Here is a 17058-nt window from a genome sequence, read left to right on the forward strand (position 1 = left end):
TGCTTTTATATTATGTTTCTTGGAGCATTCGTATTGTCAAATGAATACCGAACCGACCCGGATAATGATCAATCCATTGGAATCCGGTGCTGAAGGTGTGGCGGTAACATGGCGGGTCCCAATGCAGGTAGACGTAGGAAATATCCAATATGGAATTGCCACTCCCCATCCTGTTGAAGGTTTATCTGCATTTAATAAGGCAGAAGCCCAAGGCAGAATTGATACTGTTGATTACAATGGTGTGACGCTTGTATCCAAGAATTACCGGGTGAAAATCAACGACCTTTTACCGGGGAATAAATATATGTACAGAGTAGGAAGTGATCAATATGGTTGGAGTGAGTGGATCCAATTTAATTTACCTTCAGAAAATTCAGATTCTACTTTTACCTTTATTTATTTAGGGGATCCACAGAACGATTTGCATAGTCAATGGTCCAGGGTTATACGGCAAGCATATGCTACAGCCCCTGACGCTTACTTTATGCTATATGCAGGTGACCTGGTAAACAGGGGATACAATGATAAGGAATGGGGGGATTGGTATCGTGCAGGCAGTTTTATCCATCGAATGATCCCGTCGATTATGACTCCAGGGAATCACGAATATACCGATGTTATATTATCACCGTTGTGGAGAACCCATTTTACCCTTCCGGAAAATGGCCCAACAGGAGAGGAAGAATTGTACGGAGCTTGTTATTTTATCGATTATCCTTCTGTGAGAGTAATTTCACTGGATGGTGAACAAATTGATGAGGATCCTGAATTGCGTTTAAAACAGTTAGAATGGTTGGAAAATGTGCTTGAAAACACTATTCAGCCCTGGACAATATTGACACTGCATTACCCTTTCTATAGTACTAAACCCAACCGTGACAATCCCAAATTGCGAAAGGCTTTCAAACCTGTATTGGATAAGTACGGGGTGGATCTTGTATTGCAGGGACACGACCACGGATATGGAAGGGGGATGGTAAATGAAACAGGTCCGGGAAATAAGGGTACGATGTATGTAGTGTCAGTTAGTGGACCAAAGATGTACGACGTAGGAAATGAAGACTGGATGCAGGCCCGGGGAGATAATATTCAACTATTTCAGGTAATTAAGACCCAAAATGACCGCCTGATTTATAAAAGCTATTCAGCTACTGGTAAGTTATTCGATTCATTTATTTTGGAGAAGTCAACCGATGGCAACAAATTAATAGAGAATTAATTAAAAGAATATTTTATTTAACTACCATAGATTTTATATCTACCATATGAAGCCTCAAAAACCGATTTTATTATTTCTTTTGCTAATCCCTATTATATGTTTTGGACAATGGAAAGAGGACAGGCAGCCCGGATTTATGATTAAGCCCTATTTGCAGTTTTCGACACAGAACCAAATGAGTATCCTTTGGGAAACATCACATCCATCTACCTCCATAGTAGAATATGGGGCTGGCCGATTCAATGTTGAAAAGGCAATACTCGACCAACACGTTTCGAGTGATGAGTTCAATACTATGCATGAAGTTACCTTGGATGGATTAAAGGTTGAAACGAATTATTTTTACAAGGTTACTTCAGTGACTGCTGCTGGAGATACACTACAGTCAGAAGTTTTGCCCTTCAAAACTGCTGTTAAAGCCAATACACCCTTTGCCTTTACGGTTTTCAGCGATTCACAAAGTAATCCTGAAATATGGGGGAAAATCACCAATCAGGCATTGAGGGATCGACCGGATTTTGGTCTTCACGCCGGGGATCTCGTAGGGTTGGGCTATCGAAAACACGAGTGGGTTAATCACTTTTTCGCCCCGTCTAATCCCTATATGAAGCAAATTCCCCTGTTTACGATATTGGGTAACCACGAGCATGATGCTGCTTTTTACTATCAATACTTAAAAAATCCCGAGCCGGAACATTTTTACCAATTTACCTATGGGAATTCGGAGTTTTTTCTGATTGATACCGACCAATACCAGGAACCCGGTACTGAAATGTACCATTGGCTGGAGCATGCGTTGGCCTCCTCTGATGCTACCTGGAAATTCGTAATACAACATCATCCGCCCTATACTACGGAAGAAAATGACTTTGGGGATACAAATTACGAACTTTCGCTAAGAGGAGATGAAGAAGCACAGATGTTGATACCCTTGTATGAAAAATATGGCGTGGACATTGTTTTTTACGGTCACATACACATGTATGAAAGAACATGGCCGCTGTTGAATAATAAACCTGTTGAAAAAGGGGGTGTTTTATATCTGAATGTTGGAGGTGCAGGAGGAAAACTGGAACAAGCTTCTCCTACGAGAGCCTGGTTTACCAATAAAACCCGTACTACCCATCATTATGCCTATGTTGCCATTAATGGGCAGACACTACAATATCAGGCCATTGATGAAAAGGGGGATTTATTCGACTATTTTGAATTAAAAGAAAGCCGTAAAAAGATTTCTTCAAAAGAATTGCCCCCTGTTACGCCTTTTCCTGAAAGATCACGAAGGATTTTCAGGGATACGATGCATGTACATTTGAGAACGGTGAATGATGGAGATGTGATTTATTATACTACTGACGGCTCAGCTCCTTCAGAATCGAACGGAGATGCAATGAAAGACTTTATCCTTCTGGAGGATTCACGGACAATACGAGCAATGGCTAAGAATGATCATGGGCAAAGTGATGAAGTCAAGATAAGTTATACGAAAAGTCCTTTGATAACTGGTGAAAAATTAACTAATAATTTTGAACTGGGTTTGAACTTTGAATACTTTACGGGGGAAATGAGGGACGAGAAACAACATATTTCTCATCAGTTGACATTGGAAAATTCCGGGAAAGTAGAAGATTTTGATTTTGATAAAATACCACATAGAGGCAGACATTGGGGCGTGTCTTACAAAGGTTTTATTGAGGTTCCTGAATCGGGATATTACAAGTTTAATGGTCATGGGTATCACATTTTTCGTTTTTATCTTCATGATGAATTAAAAATAGAAGAGTATAAACGAGAAATTGACGGCACTACGGAAGTTTATCTGGAAAAGGGATTACATCCTTTTGAACTTGAGTACCAGACCCATCGATACTACAATTATATGCGATTTGAATATACAGGCCCCTATGGTATTCATCAACCTATTTCGAATTTGAATTTTTATCGTAAAAAATAGTCCTTGTGAGATCTCAACAGTTTATACTATTTTCGATTATATGTATTTTATTGTTTTTATCAGGATGTGTCTTGAAAAATAAGGTTAGTAATCCCGAAAAACAATGGGAAATACTAGTCACAGCTCATCGTGGTCTGCATGTAGACGTTCCTGAAAATTCTATTGCCTCGATTCAGCAGACTATTGAAAATAATATTGATATTATAGAGGTTGATGTAAGGATCAGTAAGGATGGAATACCTGTTTTGATGCACGACGAAACGGTAGATCGGACGACGAATAGGACTGGACCGGTTGCTTCTTTTACGAAAGATGAGTTAAAGAAGATGCGCTTATTATATAAGGGGAAGGAAACGGAATACCAGATTTTGACTTTTGAAGAAGCATTAAATTATGGCAAAGGCAAGATCTTGTTTGATATAGATATTAAGACAGAGCAAATTGGGAAAATCATTCAAGTTGTTGAGAAAACAAATGCCTCAGCAAGTGTTTTTTTCTTTGATAGCGATTGGGATGTATTGGAGAAAGTCTATGCAGCCCACTCGGATTGGAAAATTATGCCGCGTTCGTATAATAAAAAGGAAGCATTGGAAGCATATGAAAAATTTAATCCCTGGGCTATTCACGTTGACCCTTCTTTTGCGACTCCCGAATTGTCGGATCTTTTACATAGTAAAGGTGTCCGGGTATGGATCAACTCACTGGGAGAGGTAGATGATGATTTGAGATTGGGGAAAGAAGACAGTTTTTATGAATTATTAAAGACCAGGGCGGATATTATTCAAACAGATTTGCCAGTGGAGGTTAAAAAGTTAACTGCGAGTAAAGTTATTGAAATTCCACGGAACTAAATATTTTCATAGCGGTAGCTTCGTTACGGCACATCCCGTATAGATTGAATCGGTTCATAGAATCCAATTCTATATACATACCAGTGATTTCCTGTCTTGGTTGATAAGGGATTACTATCAAGGCATCGTACCCGTCAATGGTTGTTTTTACGCGACTGTGGGTTTCTTCGGTTTCATTACTGAGTCCATAAGAATACCAACCATAATCAAATGTAAGGGTGTCCCGGCCGTTCGTAATCCCTCCGACGTACGAATCAATTCCCTGAACCTGGAACGGGTCCCAGTTGTTGGGTACTGTGAGTGAAAATTTTTCAAAATCTATTTCTTTGGGGATTAAAAGTACCTTCTCGCAGCTTAATGTAGAGACTAAAAGTAAAATTATTGAGTACTTGACGATTCGCATACTGTATATTTTATGGTAATAAGACGTAAAAAGACTGTGAAAGGTTGGCAAGAAGAGGGTACGTTTTACTGTTTTAGATTCAATTTTTTCCCAAAACCTGTTCTTGTCCACTATTGTCATTTAATTGATCAAGAGCTCAAGGAGAAGGTATAGGCTGAGGGAGTGTAAGGGGAATATACAAGGCTTCTTCCTGGAGCTTTATCGGGATAAAGCAAAGGGAGGGAACGCCGTTGATTGCTCTTGTCTATCCACGCTTGAGAATAGGTATTATGTAGTTCTCAGTTGAAAACAGCGATCCTTTTCCTAAAAGGAGCTCTAAATAGTCCTTTATGTATTTGCCACTTTTAGTAGAATCTTACTATTCTCATGTGATCTGAATCATAAAAATTCTTCAAATGAAGAATAATTTACCATCAATTATTACCGTAAACTTTGATACTAGAGAGGGCTTTATTAATTTGCCGCCATAATTAATGGTTTTGAAAGAAGTATGGCTATGGAAAGTCATTCACCAAAAACCTGTACGGACAAATAATTAGGGATTATGAAGAAATGTTTTTTAATGATTTTGGACGGTTGGGGAATAGGTCCTGAACCCAAAGTAAGTGCAATTGCCCAGGCGAATACCCCATATACGGATTCATTATATGAAAAATACCCCCATGCAGAATTAGTAACGTATGGCATGGACGTAGGATTACCTGAAGGACAAATGGGCAATTCAGAAGTTGGCCACCTTAATATAGGGGCAGGAAGGATAGTGTATCAGGAACTGGCTCGAATCAACAAAGCGATTCAGGAGAATACACTTAAGTCGGAAAAAGAAATAGGAGCCCTTATTGATTATTGTTTGAAGAATAATAAACCTGCCCATATACTTGGTTTATTATCTGATGGCGGTGTTCATTCACATATCGATCACGTGAAAGCTGTAGTTGATATATTGGTCGCGGAAGGTATTGAGGTGTTTTTACATTGTTTCCTGGATGGCAGGGATACTGATCCGGAAGGAGGAAAAGGATATTTAGCAGATTTGATTGGTCACATTGAAAATACCAGTGCTAAAATAGCATCCATTACCGGAAGGTATTATGCGATGGACCGGGACAACAGATGGGAGCGGACAGCTTTGGCGTATAATGCCATGGTGAAGGGGGAAGGTAAATTGACACATGACCCGTTGACTGAGGTACAGGCCAGTTATGATGAGGGGGTGACAGATGAATTTATAAAACCCTTGATATGTGCGGATGATCAGGATAATCCAATAGGATTGATCAGGGAGGAAGATGCCGTATTTTTTGTGAATTTCCGTACAGATCGCCCCAGACAGATTACGAAAGTACTTACCCAGGAATCATTTCCCGACTACAAAATGAAAGCCTTGGATTTGTACTTTGTAACGATGACGAATTACGACCAGACCTTTGAGAATTTACATGTGGTTTATAGCAAAGAAGATATTAAGAACACTCTGGGTGAATTTTTGTCTGCATCTGGGAAAACCCAGGTGAGAATTGCGGAAACGGAAAAATATCCTCATGTAACTTTTTTCTTTTCAGGGGGAAGAGAAAAACCTTTTGAGGGTGAGTCCAGAATCCTAATTAATTCTCCAAAGGTGGCTACCTATGACCTGAAACCGGAAATGAGCGCTTTTGAAATTACAGAAGCCATCGAAAATGAAATAGAAAACAATACGCCTGATTTTATTTGCCTGAATTATGCCAATGCAGATATGGTAGGACATACCGGGGATTTTGATGCTGCTGTGAAAGCTGCGGAGACGGTGGACGAATGCGTGAAAAGGGCTGTTGGAAAAGCATTGGAAAAGGAATATACCATAATTGTTATTGCAGATCATGGAAATTCGGATTATATGATCAATGAAGACGGTTCTCCGAACACAGCCCATACCAAAAACCCGGTACCTGTAATTTATATCGATGACCAAAAAATCTTTTCCAGGATAAAAGATGGAAAGTTAGGTGATTTGGCCCCAACTATTTTGACGATTATGGGTTTAGATATACCTGACGAAATGACTGGAAATGTATTGGTTGAAAATTAATTTGTTTATATTTTTTATTGGCTTTATCCTTTCACAGGGGTGTAACCCGGGCACAGAATCAATTATAACTGTAAAACCTGAAGAGACGTTCAGCCTTTCAAAAGCTGTAGTCGATATATTTGAAGCTGGTATAGAGGATAGTATTCAATCCTCTGTGACAAAAACGATAATGGTCAATGAGACAAATCCTGAGAAAAAGCAATTATCGGATTATAACATAAAAAGTGACCTGGCAGATATTAACGACTTTGATTTTTCATCACTTCGATGGTTTGAGGGATATGATTTGGTAACTACAGATAGCTCGGGATTTGAGATTCATACATATTCGACTGAAAATACAAAAGCACCGGCCGATAAGGTCAAGATTATTTATGGTGCTGATGGAGAAGTCGTTGAAATCAATATTCAGGAAGAGAAAAAGAGCCTGGTGTCAAGGCAAAATTTTGCCATAAATTGGAAAGTCGAGTCAGGGTATTCAATTTATAAGAAGTCATATTTGTTATTTAAGGATCCAGCTACCTTTGAAATGAAATTGGATTATTGAGATGATATTGAGGTATCTTCTTATGAGGTGTTAATATTTTATCTTGATTTTAAATAGTCAAAGTACAATCAATGGAGTTTTGTGTTAATTTTGCATATTTGTGAAACATCAACGTACAATAAATCTTAGTTATGAGCATCGTAGAAATGAAAGTGCCTGTCATAGGAGAATCGATATCTGAAGTTACTTTGTCGGAATGGTTGAAGGAAGACGGAGAATACGTATCAATGGATGAGCCAATTTGTGAATTTGAATCGGACAAAGCTACCCTTGAATTTCCGGCCGAAGCATCTGGGAAACTGATATATGTTGCCGGTGAAGGAGATGATTTGGAGATTGGAGCGCTGGTTGCCAAGATTGATACTTCTGTATCTTCTCCGGAAAATGGAGGTGCAGATTCTGTTAGTGATGAGACACAGGAAGAACCTGCTGCGGAGGAAAAGAAAGAAGAAACTAGTGAGGAAAAGCAAAAAGGATCTGACAGTTATGCCATGGGGCATCCTTCACCTGCTGCTGCTAAAATTTTATCCGAAAAAGGGATTGACCCAGCAGCTGTGAAAGGGACTGGGAAAGATGGAAGAATTACGAAGGAAGATGCTGAAAAGGCTAAGAAATCTGAAAAATCCCAACCGCAGGAAAAGAAAGAAGAATCCTATCCTGATTTTACACCTAAGGAAGCGTTTTCCCGAGAGGAACGTAAGGAGAAAATGTCTCGTATGCGACGCACAATAGCGAAGCGTTTGGTATCTGCCAAGAATGGAACGGCTATGCTTACTACATTTAACGAAGCAGATATGACGGAGATTATGAAATTGCGTAAAACTTACCAGGAAAAATTCGTTGACAAATACGGCATCAAATTGGGTTTTATGTCCATTTTTGCGAAGGCTTGTGCACAGGCATTAATGGAAATGCCGGATGTAAATGCCCGAATCGATGAGGATCATTTGGTATATCACGAATATGTAGATATCTCTGTAGCTGTTTCGACTCCCAACGGGTTGGTTGTCCCGCCTGTTCATAACGTTGAGTCGCTTCAATTTCATGAAATAGAATTCAAAATTAAAGAATTGGCAGAAAAGGCACGAGAAGGAAAACTCTCGTTGGATGAAATGACTGGTGGTACTTTTACCATTACGAATGGAGGAATTTTTGGTTCCATGATGAGTACGCCCATTCTCAACGAGCCACAATCTGCTATCCTTGGAATGCACAATATTGTCCAAAGACCTATTGCTGTGAACGGTGAGGTGCAAATTCGGCCAATGATGTATTTGGCCTTGTCGTATGACCATCGTGTTATTGATGGAAGTACTTCTGTTACATTTTTGGTAAGAGTTAAGGAATTACTTGAAAATCCAGTCCAATTGCTTATGGGATTGTAATTTTTCATTGAGCATATGGACATTGTGCCTTTTATGTAGGGATAGTAAAATTTACTATAATTTTTATACTTTTGGTCGCTTTATGGATTAAATTCATTCCATGGCTGATTTTACCTTCCCTTTGATGATTTCCGGTACCTGGTTGATTGCGACACTGGCATCTTTTATCCTGGGAATATCCAAGTCAGGTATTAAAGGAATATCGATTGTAATCGTGACACTCCTGGCACTTGCATTTGGAGCACGGGCCTCCACAGGAATTCTTTTACCCCTATTGGTAGTGGGTGATGCTTTTGCTGTTATTTATTACAACCGGCATACGCAGTGGAAATACATAGTTCGTATATTACCCTGGATGGTAATCGGGGTGATACTTGGTACGTTGATAGGTAATGAATTACCCCAAAATGCTTTTAAGCTGGTAATGGCTGGTATTATATTATTTACGGTGGGTATGATGTACTGGTGGGACCGGAAAAAATCAAAAAATGTTCCAACACACTGGGCTTTTGCGGGATTCATAGGTACTTTAGCAGGTATCACTACGATGATAGGAAATTTGGCAGGAGCATTCTCGAATATTTATTTTCTGGCGATGCGATTGCCTAAAAATGAATTTATAGGGACGGCCGCCTGGTTGTTTTTTATCGTAAATATCTTTAAGATTCCCTTTCATTATTTTGTTTGGGGGACAATAGATGCTGATTCATTAATGATTAGTGCCAGGCTTCTTCCCGGTATAATCATAGGATTGTTTTGCGGTGTCAAATTGGTTGAAATGATAAAGGATAATTTCTATCGAAAGATGATACTGGTTCTTACGGCTGTTGGTGCCTTATTGCTTTTTTTCCGATAAAATATTTCTATTAACTATGGATTTGCATTAAAACATATTCCAGTTATTTTGCAGAAACTGGCATTTCAACTACGAAGATACCCCTTATTTCATCAGGTCCGTACCCAAAGGCCTTGTCTTTTGGATAGTGCTTTTGTAAAGCATCCCAGGTTTCATTTGCTATTGTTTCATTTGGCTTTCCATGACACTGAAGGCAAAGCGGATTGGTAATAATTGGGTAATAACCTACCATTATATCATTTTGTCTTTGTATAGAAGGAAGTACTTTTTCGCCGGAAGAAAGTAAAGCTTTGGCTTGTGAAATGTACTTATTTTCGTGTTCGTTAGCCTGGTTTTCAGGATTTCTTGGACGGTCACTCACTCTATGAATATTTGCATTTACTTCATTGGATAAGCTATCTGTAATGGGAATAGCTTTGATGTTACAGAATTGAACGGCATAGGGCACCCCTCCTTTGCTTATAGCTTCGATTAATTGTCCTCCTAGTGCTTTTTGGGCTTTATTTGCCAAATCTTTTCCTCTGTCTAAATACGCCACCATACGCTTCTCCGACATTGTGGAGTCATCCTTTTTTTCACGGGAAGTGCAGCCCTGAAATAAAATAATTATAGAACTAATTAATAGAAAGAACTTTTTCATAATGAGCCGTTGAAGTATTTATAAAAATAAGGAAATTAATATATTTTTCTAATACAGGCCCGGATTCACTTGCAAATAATTCAGTGCTATCTACCGCTTCCGGGGAGCCTTTTTGCCCAGAAAGGATATGAATTCCAACGATTTTCTTTATTGTAAAATTGGTCACGAAGACTTACGTATTGATGGTAGTGTTCTTCTATATTCTTTTGATAGTGATTTGAGTCTGACGAGAAGTTATTGGATATAATATTTTTAATGTGCCTGGCTGCATGAAATGAGGAAGTCATCGCAAATCCTATACCCATAGATGAAATTGGATCGAAAGAAGATGCAGCATCTCCTACAGCAATAAAATTATTAATTTGAGAAGTGTTTGTAATACGGGAAGAAGCATCTTTTATCCACAGTTCTTCTTTAAGAGGCGGGTGATTGAGGGAATACCATTTTTTTATTTCCCGGGTTTTTGATAAATTTTTAGTCCAGTATCCGATTTCATTGAAATGATTATGGGCGATTATTTTTGCATCGGAAAAAAATACAATTATCCTTTTTCCTTTAGGCAGATGAGAGGTATACCACCAACCTGATTCTGTAGATTCTATGCATTGTACCTTAGGATTTTCAGTAGCTTTATTTTCATCAAAGAATATGCCCACTCCCATTAATGTGTCCAATCTTTGGGTAGGTACTTTCAAATGTTTGCATAGACTGGCCTTTCTCCCTGTAGCATCGACGAGAAATTTACATGCTATTTTTAATTTCCCCTTAGTAGCGTGACTTACGTCTATATTCCAACTGGAATTGTCAGGTCTGGAAATGTTTATATACCGGGTTCGGGGAAGTACGATTCCTCCTCTGTCAGCTATTGTTTGTAAAAGATGAAAATCCAACTTTTGCCTGTCAATTTGGTAGGAAGATCTCGACGAGGACAATAGTGGATCTATAGTTACAGGATATTCATTTCCCCAAAGGGATACAGTAGCATTAGTGGGACAAATCCAATCGGATTCCAGATCGTTTTTATCAATTTTGAGATAATCCAAAAGATTAAAAATAGATGCTGAAACATTTTCTCCTATGCGATGCCCTGACAAGTCTGACTGCTCGACCAATACTACCTTGAGATTTGAATAATTTAGTAAACTTAAGGCGGTGGAAGCTCCGGCTGGACCTCCACCGACTACAAGAACATCCGTTTCTAGTGTTTTCAAATTCGATTAATTATCTGCGTGACCTTGTTCCGGACCTGGGTATACCGAGTCCATCTTCGTGAACTTCTATCTCATTAAATGCACGGGATTCCAGGTAATTGACTAATTTTTTTGCCTTTTGACTTTTTTGAGCCACTTTTTTCATGCTTTCTTCAATATAAAACACTGGAATTGTTGTTTCATTATCCTGGTCATTACCACTAATGGTTCCCACAGGAACTTCTTTATAAGAGAATAATTCATTATTCCTTTCTGTTTCAGTGAAGTAAGGAAACCCTTCAGTTCCCGCATTGTTGTTTTTTATAAAGGCAAGTGCCGACCAGTGTTCTACCATTTGTACAAAACTGTTTATGCCGCGAGCATAGTTCATTTGTTGACCAGCAGGCAAATGGGAATGGGATTGGCCCTCTGCTGTTAGTTCGCCGGTAATCACATCCCATGGACTTTGAGGTGGCCACCAATACGAGTAATAAGTGGGAGGTTTGGGTGTATTATTGTCTTTGTTTATTTCCGGGTCAGTAAAATTGATATATTGAATCGTACATTGGAAGAAATCTGCCTGCCAGGGACATGCCATCCGCTTAGTTAGATCTCCCGGCTCACAACCTCCACCTTCACATTCATCGCGGTTGGGATTTAGTCCGGTTTCATTATATCCACCTATGCCAGCCTGGTCAGAAATTAAATAAGGTGCTTCATAGACATTGGGATTTTGCATACTCCAGGTGACTTCTATACCAGGACACATAGGAAGGCCTACACAATTTCCTACGCTATTTGCAGTGGTCTGATCAATTGCAAATGGTTGATAATTAGGACTGTTTTCAAAAAGACCTTTAGCCCATTGTCCGAGTAAAAAGTATTGGGTTTGATCCAGGGAGAGAAATTTTACAATTGTTTCATTGCTAACAGAATTGCTGCCGGAATTTAGCGGCATCATGGGTATGAAATTGTCATTTTCTTCCTTGAATAATACTTCCTGAGATTGATTGGGTGAAGGATTGGCTTTATTATTTGGTGGTCTGAAATACGAAAAATAAGTCTCCCTGTTTTTACGGTTCGTTTCACCAGGATCTGAAAAGTCAAAAATAAAGGAATTGAATGCTGACATGGATTGCACATTGGCTACCCATTGATAATTGCCTATGCGCTGGATAATTGGCAGAATATCACGATGAAAATTGGCTATATAATCATCATTGTATTTTTCATTTGAATACATTTCAGGTACAAGGTCAAAATTTCTCACTCCAACATCGAACATGGTATCACTAAGGGTGGAAATATTTACGATTTCAGGGGCAAAATCAGGTGATCCGACAATTACCCATGCCTGTAAGTGAATATCCGGGCTACCATCTGAGAATTTTACCGTGCAATACACGGGGCCGTCAGCAATGTCGTCATGCCAGGTATCTGAACCTCCATAACTGGTTAAGGGTTTGTCACCTCCTGCATGGCCGAAGGCACCTATGACGATCAGCCTTCCCTCATCATCTGTCTTTAATTCACCCAGTGTTTTGATCGGTGTGCCAAATTTTACAGAGGGGTTTGGGTAGGTAGCGGGATAATTTTCAGGTACATTGTCTTTGTCAAAACCAATAGATTTTCTGGGACCTGAAATATTTCTTGGACCTGGGTCGATAATTAAGTCTTTTCGGTCTTTCGCTGAAGCATTACGTAAAGGAACATTTCTGTTATTGTAGCTATTATCCTTTCCGTAAAGTAAATTTCCTTCCAACTCGCTATACTGGTACCAGGCAGCTTTTTTATTGGCCAAATGAACGGTCCAATTTATGGATTCTATATTGGGCGAATTCTCGGTAATCTCATTTTCATTCATATCAAAAATCCTAAAACGTTGCCCTTGCCTTTTTATCAGGCCGGCATCATCTTTAAAATGTTTAACTGCGCTTTTCATATTCCCGAATTCATCCGAATCATAGGGGAGACCGCCGAGTTTTTCGGGGGATAGACAAAAGGTATCAGGGCTATTGCCTAACCGTGCAATACCAATGGACGGAGAAATTTTCAATTCCATAGTTTTATTTATTTAAGGTTACATATTACTTTTTTCAGGCACTCAACGTTGCCGGAATATACGGATTATAATACTTTTGATTGGGAAGATTAGCTTGTGGATAAAAGGCTTAATGACCTTTTATAAAACACTGGATAAACTTACTAAATTGATTGCAATCTACCAATTCAGGAATGGGTGATTTGAAAAAATACTAAATGCTGATTCATGGTGTCGATGAGTAAGTTAAAAATGGCTTATGTGTATCATTGTGAAATTTTTTAGCTTAAATAGTGAAAAAAGTATTATAAAAAATATTTTTTTTACTACTTTTAAACTGGTGATAGATTAATTATATTTATAAGTTTAAATTTCTGATGGGTTTTCATGTAGATATTCTTAGAATCTATTCCATTACTCCAAAAGAATGATAGAAAATGCCTGGGCAAAGAATTTATTTTTGGCCTTTATATCATATTCTTAATGTTAGCAATTAGGATAGGCAGGATGAAAAAAATTTATTAATTTATTAATGGTTGATGTATGACTACATATAGTCTTATAGGATTATATAATTCTTATGAATTTATATCTATTCCCAAAAGGGATAGATTTTTTTTGAAGGTTTCGGCGATATTGGTATGCTGTTTTCTAAGTTCTATCAATGCGAGGGCCGTTAACGTACCCAATTACAACACATTAAATACCTTTAGTGAGATACTGGATATATCGGGGAAGGTCGTTGATAAGGATGGAAATCCGTTGATAGGTGTCAATATTCTGGTTAAGGGAAAGGAAAAGGGTACTTCAAGTGATTTTGAAGGGAATTTTTCCTTGCAGGAAATAAGTGATAATGATATCCTGGTGGTTTCTTACATTGGTTACCAAACACAGGAAGTGCCAGTAGAGGGTAGGAGTACGATTACAATAACTTTACTGGATGATTCGCAACTTTTGGACCAGGTAGTCGTTACAGCACTCGGAATTCAGAGGAATACCCGGGATGTAGGATATTCGGTTCAGCAGTTGGATGGCGGTAGCATTCAGGAAGCTAAAGAAGTGAATTATCTCAATTCTCTTCAGGGTAAATTGGCAGGGGTCCAGATCGGTGGTAATTCAGGTTCTATGGGTGGATCTTCAAAGGTTACTATACGTGGCCAGGCTTCAATTTCAGGTAATAATAATGCCTTGTTTATTATTGATGGAGTTCCAATGGCCAATATGAATCTTAATTCAGTAGGTACAACAGGTGGCCAGGGTACCGGTGGAGGAGGCTTTGATTGGGGAAATCCGGCTCAATTGATAAATCCTAATGACATTGCAAATATAGCGGTTTTAAAAGGCGCAGCTGCAACGGCATTATATGGAAGCCGAGGCCAAAATGGTGTAATCTATATAACTACAAAAACCGGTAAAGGGGCTGGTAAATTGCAAGTGAATTACGATATGAATTTGCAATTTGACGAGGTTTCTTACTTGCCGGAATACCAAAATTCATATGGTGGAGGAGGTAGTCAGGAGTTTATGAAGCTTTATGTCAATGAAAATCCGGAAGGATTTTTACCGGGAGGAGGAACGTATGATGATAATGACGGGAAAGGGCCTTATGATTTGGTGCCAAATTACGGGGTGGATGAATCATGGGGGCCTGCATTGGATGGAAGGGAAGTACGCCATTATTGGTCTTGGGACCCGGACAGGAACAATCCTAATTTTGGGAAGACAGCTCCCTGGGAGGCTCATCCTGACAATGCCCGAAACTTTTTTGAAACAGGGGTTACATTTACAAATAATCTTTCTATCGCCAGTAGTAATGAGAATGGTGCATTACGATTTTCTCTCGGACATACAAAACAGGACTTTATATATCCCGGAAGTAATTTGCAGCGGTTTTCCATGGGGTTGAATACCAATTATAATTTTAATGATAATTTGTCATTTAGTGGTGGTGTAAACTTCCTGGATGATGGATCGAAAGGCAGACCTGGGACCGGATTTCACGGGAACAATCCTATGTTGTTCTATGTAATGTATGGTCAAAGACAGATCAATGATGAGTATTTCAGGAATTATAAATATGCAGATGGTTCTGAGCAGGGGTGGAATCGAAGAGCTTGGAATATTCAGCAACCTGCTTTTACACAAAGTCCCTACTGGAATCAATATGAAAATTATGCCACTGATGATAATAAAAGGTATTATGGGAATGCGGGGTTAACTTACAAGTTCTCAGATTTTCTATCTGCTGATATACGAGTATTCTCAGATTTTTTCTCTCATGTCGATGAAAGAAGATCCGCTAAGGGCTTTTTTGTTGGTTCCTATCAAAAAAGACAACTTGAATATAATGAAAATAATTATCAATTGACTTTGAATTATTCCAACCAGCTTTCAAGTGCGATTTCATTGGATGTAGTGGGAGGTGGAAATATATTAAGTATAAATTCAACGGAAGACAGGGACAATACCAATGGGGGACTTCAAAGTCCGGGTGTATATGTAGTTCAGAATTCTGTATTGCCGCCTACTACGCGGACAACATTCAGTGATAAGCAGACGAATTCTGTTTTTGGGTCTGCTACACTTGGTGTTAATGATTATTTATTTTTGACAGTAACGGGAAGGAATGACTGGGCTTCTACACTTTATCAAACAGGGAATTATTCATACTTTTATCCTTCGGTAGCGGGTTCTTTTATTTTTACGGATTTACTGCCCAAACGAGATTGGTTGACATTTGGTAAATTAAGACTGTCTTTTGCTCAGGTGGGTAACGATGGTGATCCTTATACTGTTTCCAGATATTATGATTATGTTGAATCCTTTGGATCTTTCCCATTGCAGACTACAAGCAACTCTTTATTTAATTCTAATTTAAAACCTGAATTGACCTCTGAAGTGGAAGGTGGTCTGGATCTTCGTTTTTGGAAGGATCGTTTGTCCCTTAATTTTACATACTATGACCGGACAACCAAAAATCAGATCTGGAATGTACAAATACCGGCCGAAACAGGGTTTACCTCAAAGATTGTGAATGGGGGAAATGTACAAAACCGTGGAATTGAATTATCTGCTTCAGTTTATCTGGTACAATCGGACGATTTCTCCTGGAGAACCTCGATTAACTATTCAAAAAATAAAAATACCGTTTTGGATTTGAATAGTACCAGCGATGAAATTGGGGGGTTAGATAGATTTATTGTGGGTACAGAAAGAAGAACCAGGAAGGTGTCTATGGTTGCGGAAGTGGGGAAATCCCTGGGAACTATGTTGGGAACCGATTATATATATGATAACTCCGGTAATCCAATCGTGGGAGAAAATGGAATATATATGGTAACTCCAAGTCCAGTGATTATAGGAGATGCCAATCCTGATTTTGTAGGTGGGTTTTCAAACCGTTTTTCTTATCGTGATTTTTATTTATCAGCATTAATTGATTTTCAAAAAGGTGGGGACTTTTTCTCTTATACCAATTTATACGGTAATAAGTCGGGCATGTTGAAAGCTACAGCTGAAAATGGTATTAGGGAAAACGGCATTATTGTTGACGGAAACAAAGAAGACGGTACTCCAAATACTGTGGCAATTACAGCACAATCGCATTTTAATTCAAATGGAGGTAACCGGATTAGTAAAGCGAATTTGTACGATGGAAGTTACATTTATTTACGCGAAATTCGCCTGGGATGGAATAGCCCTTCTTCGTTTGTCCAAAAATTGGGACTTGAGGGTGCGAGAATTACATTGACTGGAAGAAATCTATGGTTAATGCATAGCAACTCCCCTAACGTGGATCCTGCTAATATAACTAATTCTAATGGAAACCAGATCGGGTTTGAGGGGGGGGCTCTACCGCCTGTGCGAAGTATAGGAATCAATTTAAACCTTACACTCTAAAATA

12 protein-coding genes are annotated in these 17058 nt (G+C 38.8%); 8 read left to right on the forward strand and 4 right to left on the reverse strand.

Annotated features, from left to right (window positions below):
• Positions 1 to 40 precede the first annotated feature (40 nt).
• The 3 genes from LVD47_RS17035 to LVD47_RS17045 all read left to right on the forward strand — a co-directional run bounded on the left by LVD47_RS17035 (position 41) and on the right by LVD47_RS17045 (position 4024).
• Positions 41 to 1219, forward strand: coding sequence for a purple acid phosphatase family protein (locus tag LVD47_RS17035; protein ID WP_236979084.1), 1179 nt, complete (start codon positions 41 to 43; stop codon positions 1217 to 1219).
• A 46-nt stretch (positions 1220 to 1265) separates the two neighbouring features.
• The gene (locus tag LVD47_RS17040; RefSeq protein WP_236979086.1) at positions 1266 to 3173 is read left to right on the forward strand and encodes a metallophosphoesterase; all 1908 of its coding nucleotides are present in this window, start codon (positions 1266 to 1268) and stop codon (positions 3171 to 3173) included.
• Between the two features lie 71 nt (positions 3174 to 3244).
• Positions 3245 to 4024, forward strand: coding sequence for a glycerophosphodiester phosphodiesterase family protein (locus LVD47_RS17045; protein WP_236979088.1), 780 nt, complete (start codon positions 3245 to 3247; stop codon positions 4022 to 4024).
• Here LVD47_RS17045 and LVD47_RS17050 read toward each other — a convergent pair.
• Entirely contained in the window at positions 4002 to 4427 is a 426-nt protein-coding gene (locus tag LVD47_RS17050) for a hypothetical protein (RefSeq protein WP_236979090.1), read from the reverse strand. The two genes, LVD47_RS17045 and LVD47_RS17050, sit on opposite strands and share 23 nt — an antisense overlap.
• A gap of 544 nt (positions 4428 to 4971) precedes the next feature.
• Here LVD47_RS17050 and gpmI point away from each other — a divergent pair.
• From gpmI to LVD47_RS17070, 4 genes are all read left to right on the forward strand, one after another.
• Positions 4972 to 6495, forward strand: a complete 1524-nt coding sequence (gene gpmI, locus LVD47_RS17055) for a 2,3-bisphosphoglycerate-independent phosphoglycerate mutase (protein WP_236979092.1) — start codon at positions 4972 to 4974, stop codon at positions 6493 to 6495.
• Positions 6476 to 7042 carry a hypothetical protein gene (locus LVD47_RS17060; protein WP_236979094.1) on the forward strand — a complete coding sequence of 189 codons (567 nt, stop codon included), beginning with the start codon at positions 6476 to 6478 and terminating at the stop codon, positions 7040 to 7042. Before gpmI ends, LVD47_RS17060 begins: the two co-directional genes overlap by 20 nt.
• Positions 7043 to 7173: 131 nt before the next feature.
• Positions 7174 to 8427 (forward strand): 2-oxoglutarate dehydrogenase complex dihydrolipoyllysine-residue succinyltransferase, encoded by a 1254-nt coding sequence (gene odhB / locus LVD47_RS17065; protein ID WP_236979096.1) that lies wholly within the window; start codon positions 7174 to 7176, stop codon positions 8425 to 8427.
• Between the two features lie 100 nt (positions 8428 to 8527).
• On the forward strand, positions 8528 to 9283 hold the full coding sequence (locus tag LVD47_RS17070) for a sulfite exporter TauE/SafE family protein (RefSeq protein ID WP_236979098.1): 756 nt from the start codon (positions 8528 to 8530) through the stop codon (positions 9281 to 9283).
• 43 nt (positions 9284 to 9326) lie between these two features.
• On the opposite strand, the gene LVD47_RS17075 is transcribed toward LVD47_RS17070, so the two are convergent.
• From LVD47_RS17075 to lodA, 3 genes are all read right to left on the reverse strand, one after another.
• Positions 9327 to 9923 carry a Tll0287-like domain-containing protein gene (locus LVD47_RS17075; protein WP_236979100.1) on the reverse strand — a complete coding sequence of 199 codons (597 nt, stop codon included), beginning with the start codon at positions 9921 to 9923 and terminating at the stop codon, positions 9327 to 9329.
• Between the two features lie 86 nt (positions 9924 to 10009).
• A complete protein-coding gene (gene lodB / locus LVD47_RS17080; protein ID WP_236979102.1) occupies positions 10010 to 11134 on the reverse strand; it encodes a lysine-epsilon-oxidase maturase LodB in 1125 nt (374 codons plus the stop codon).
• 10 nt (positions 11135 to 11144) lie between these two features.
• Entirely contained in the window at positions 11145 to 13175 is a 2031-nt protein-coding gene (gene lodA, locus LVD47_RS17085; RefSeq protein ID WP_236979104.1) for a CTQ-dependent lysine 6-oxidase LodA, read from the reverse strand.
• Positions 13176 to 13697: 522 nt separating this feature from the next.
• Here lodA and LVD47_RS17090 point away from each other — a divergent pair.
• Positions 13698 to 17054 (forward strand): SusC/RagA family TonB-linked outer membrane protein, encoded by a 3357-nt coding sequence (locus tag LVD47_RS17090; RefSeq protein WP_236979106.1) that lies wholly within the window; start codon positions 13698 to 13700, stop codon positions 17052 to 17054.
• Positions 17055 to 17058: the final 4 nt, after the last annotated feature.

It is taken from the genome of Membranihabitans maritimus (genome assembly GCF_021729145.1).
Lineage (GTDB): Bacteria > Bacteroidota > Bacteroidia > Chitinophagales > Saprospiraceae > Membranihabitans > Membranihabitans maritimus.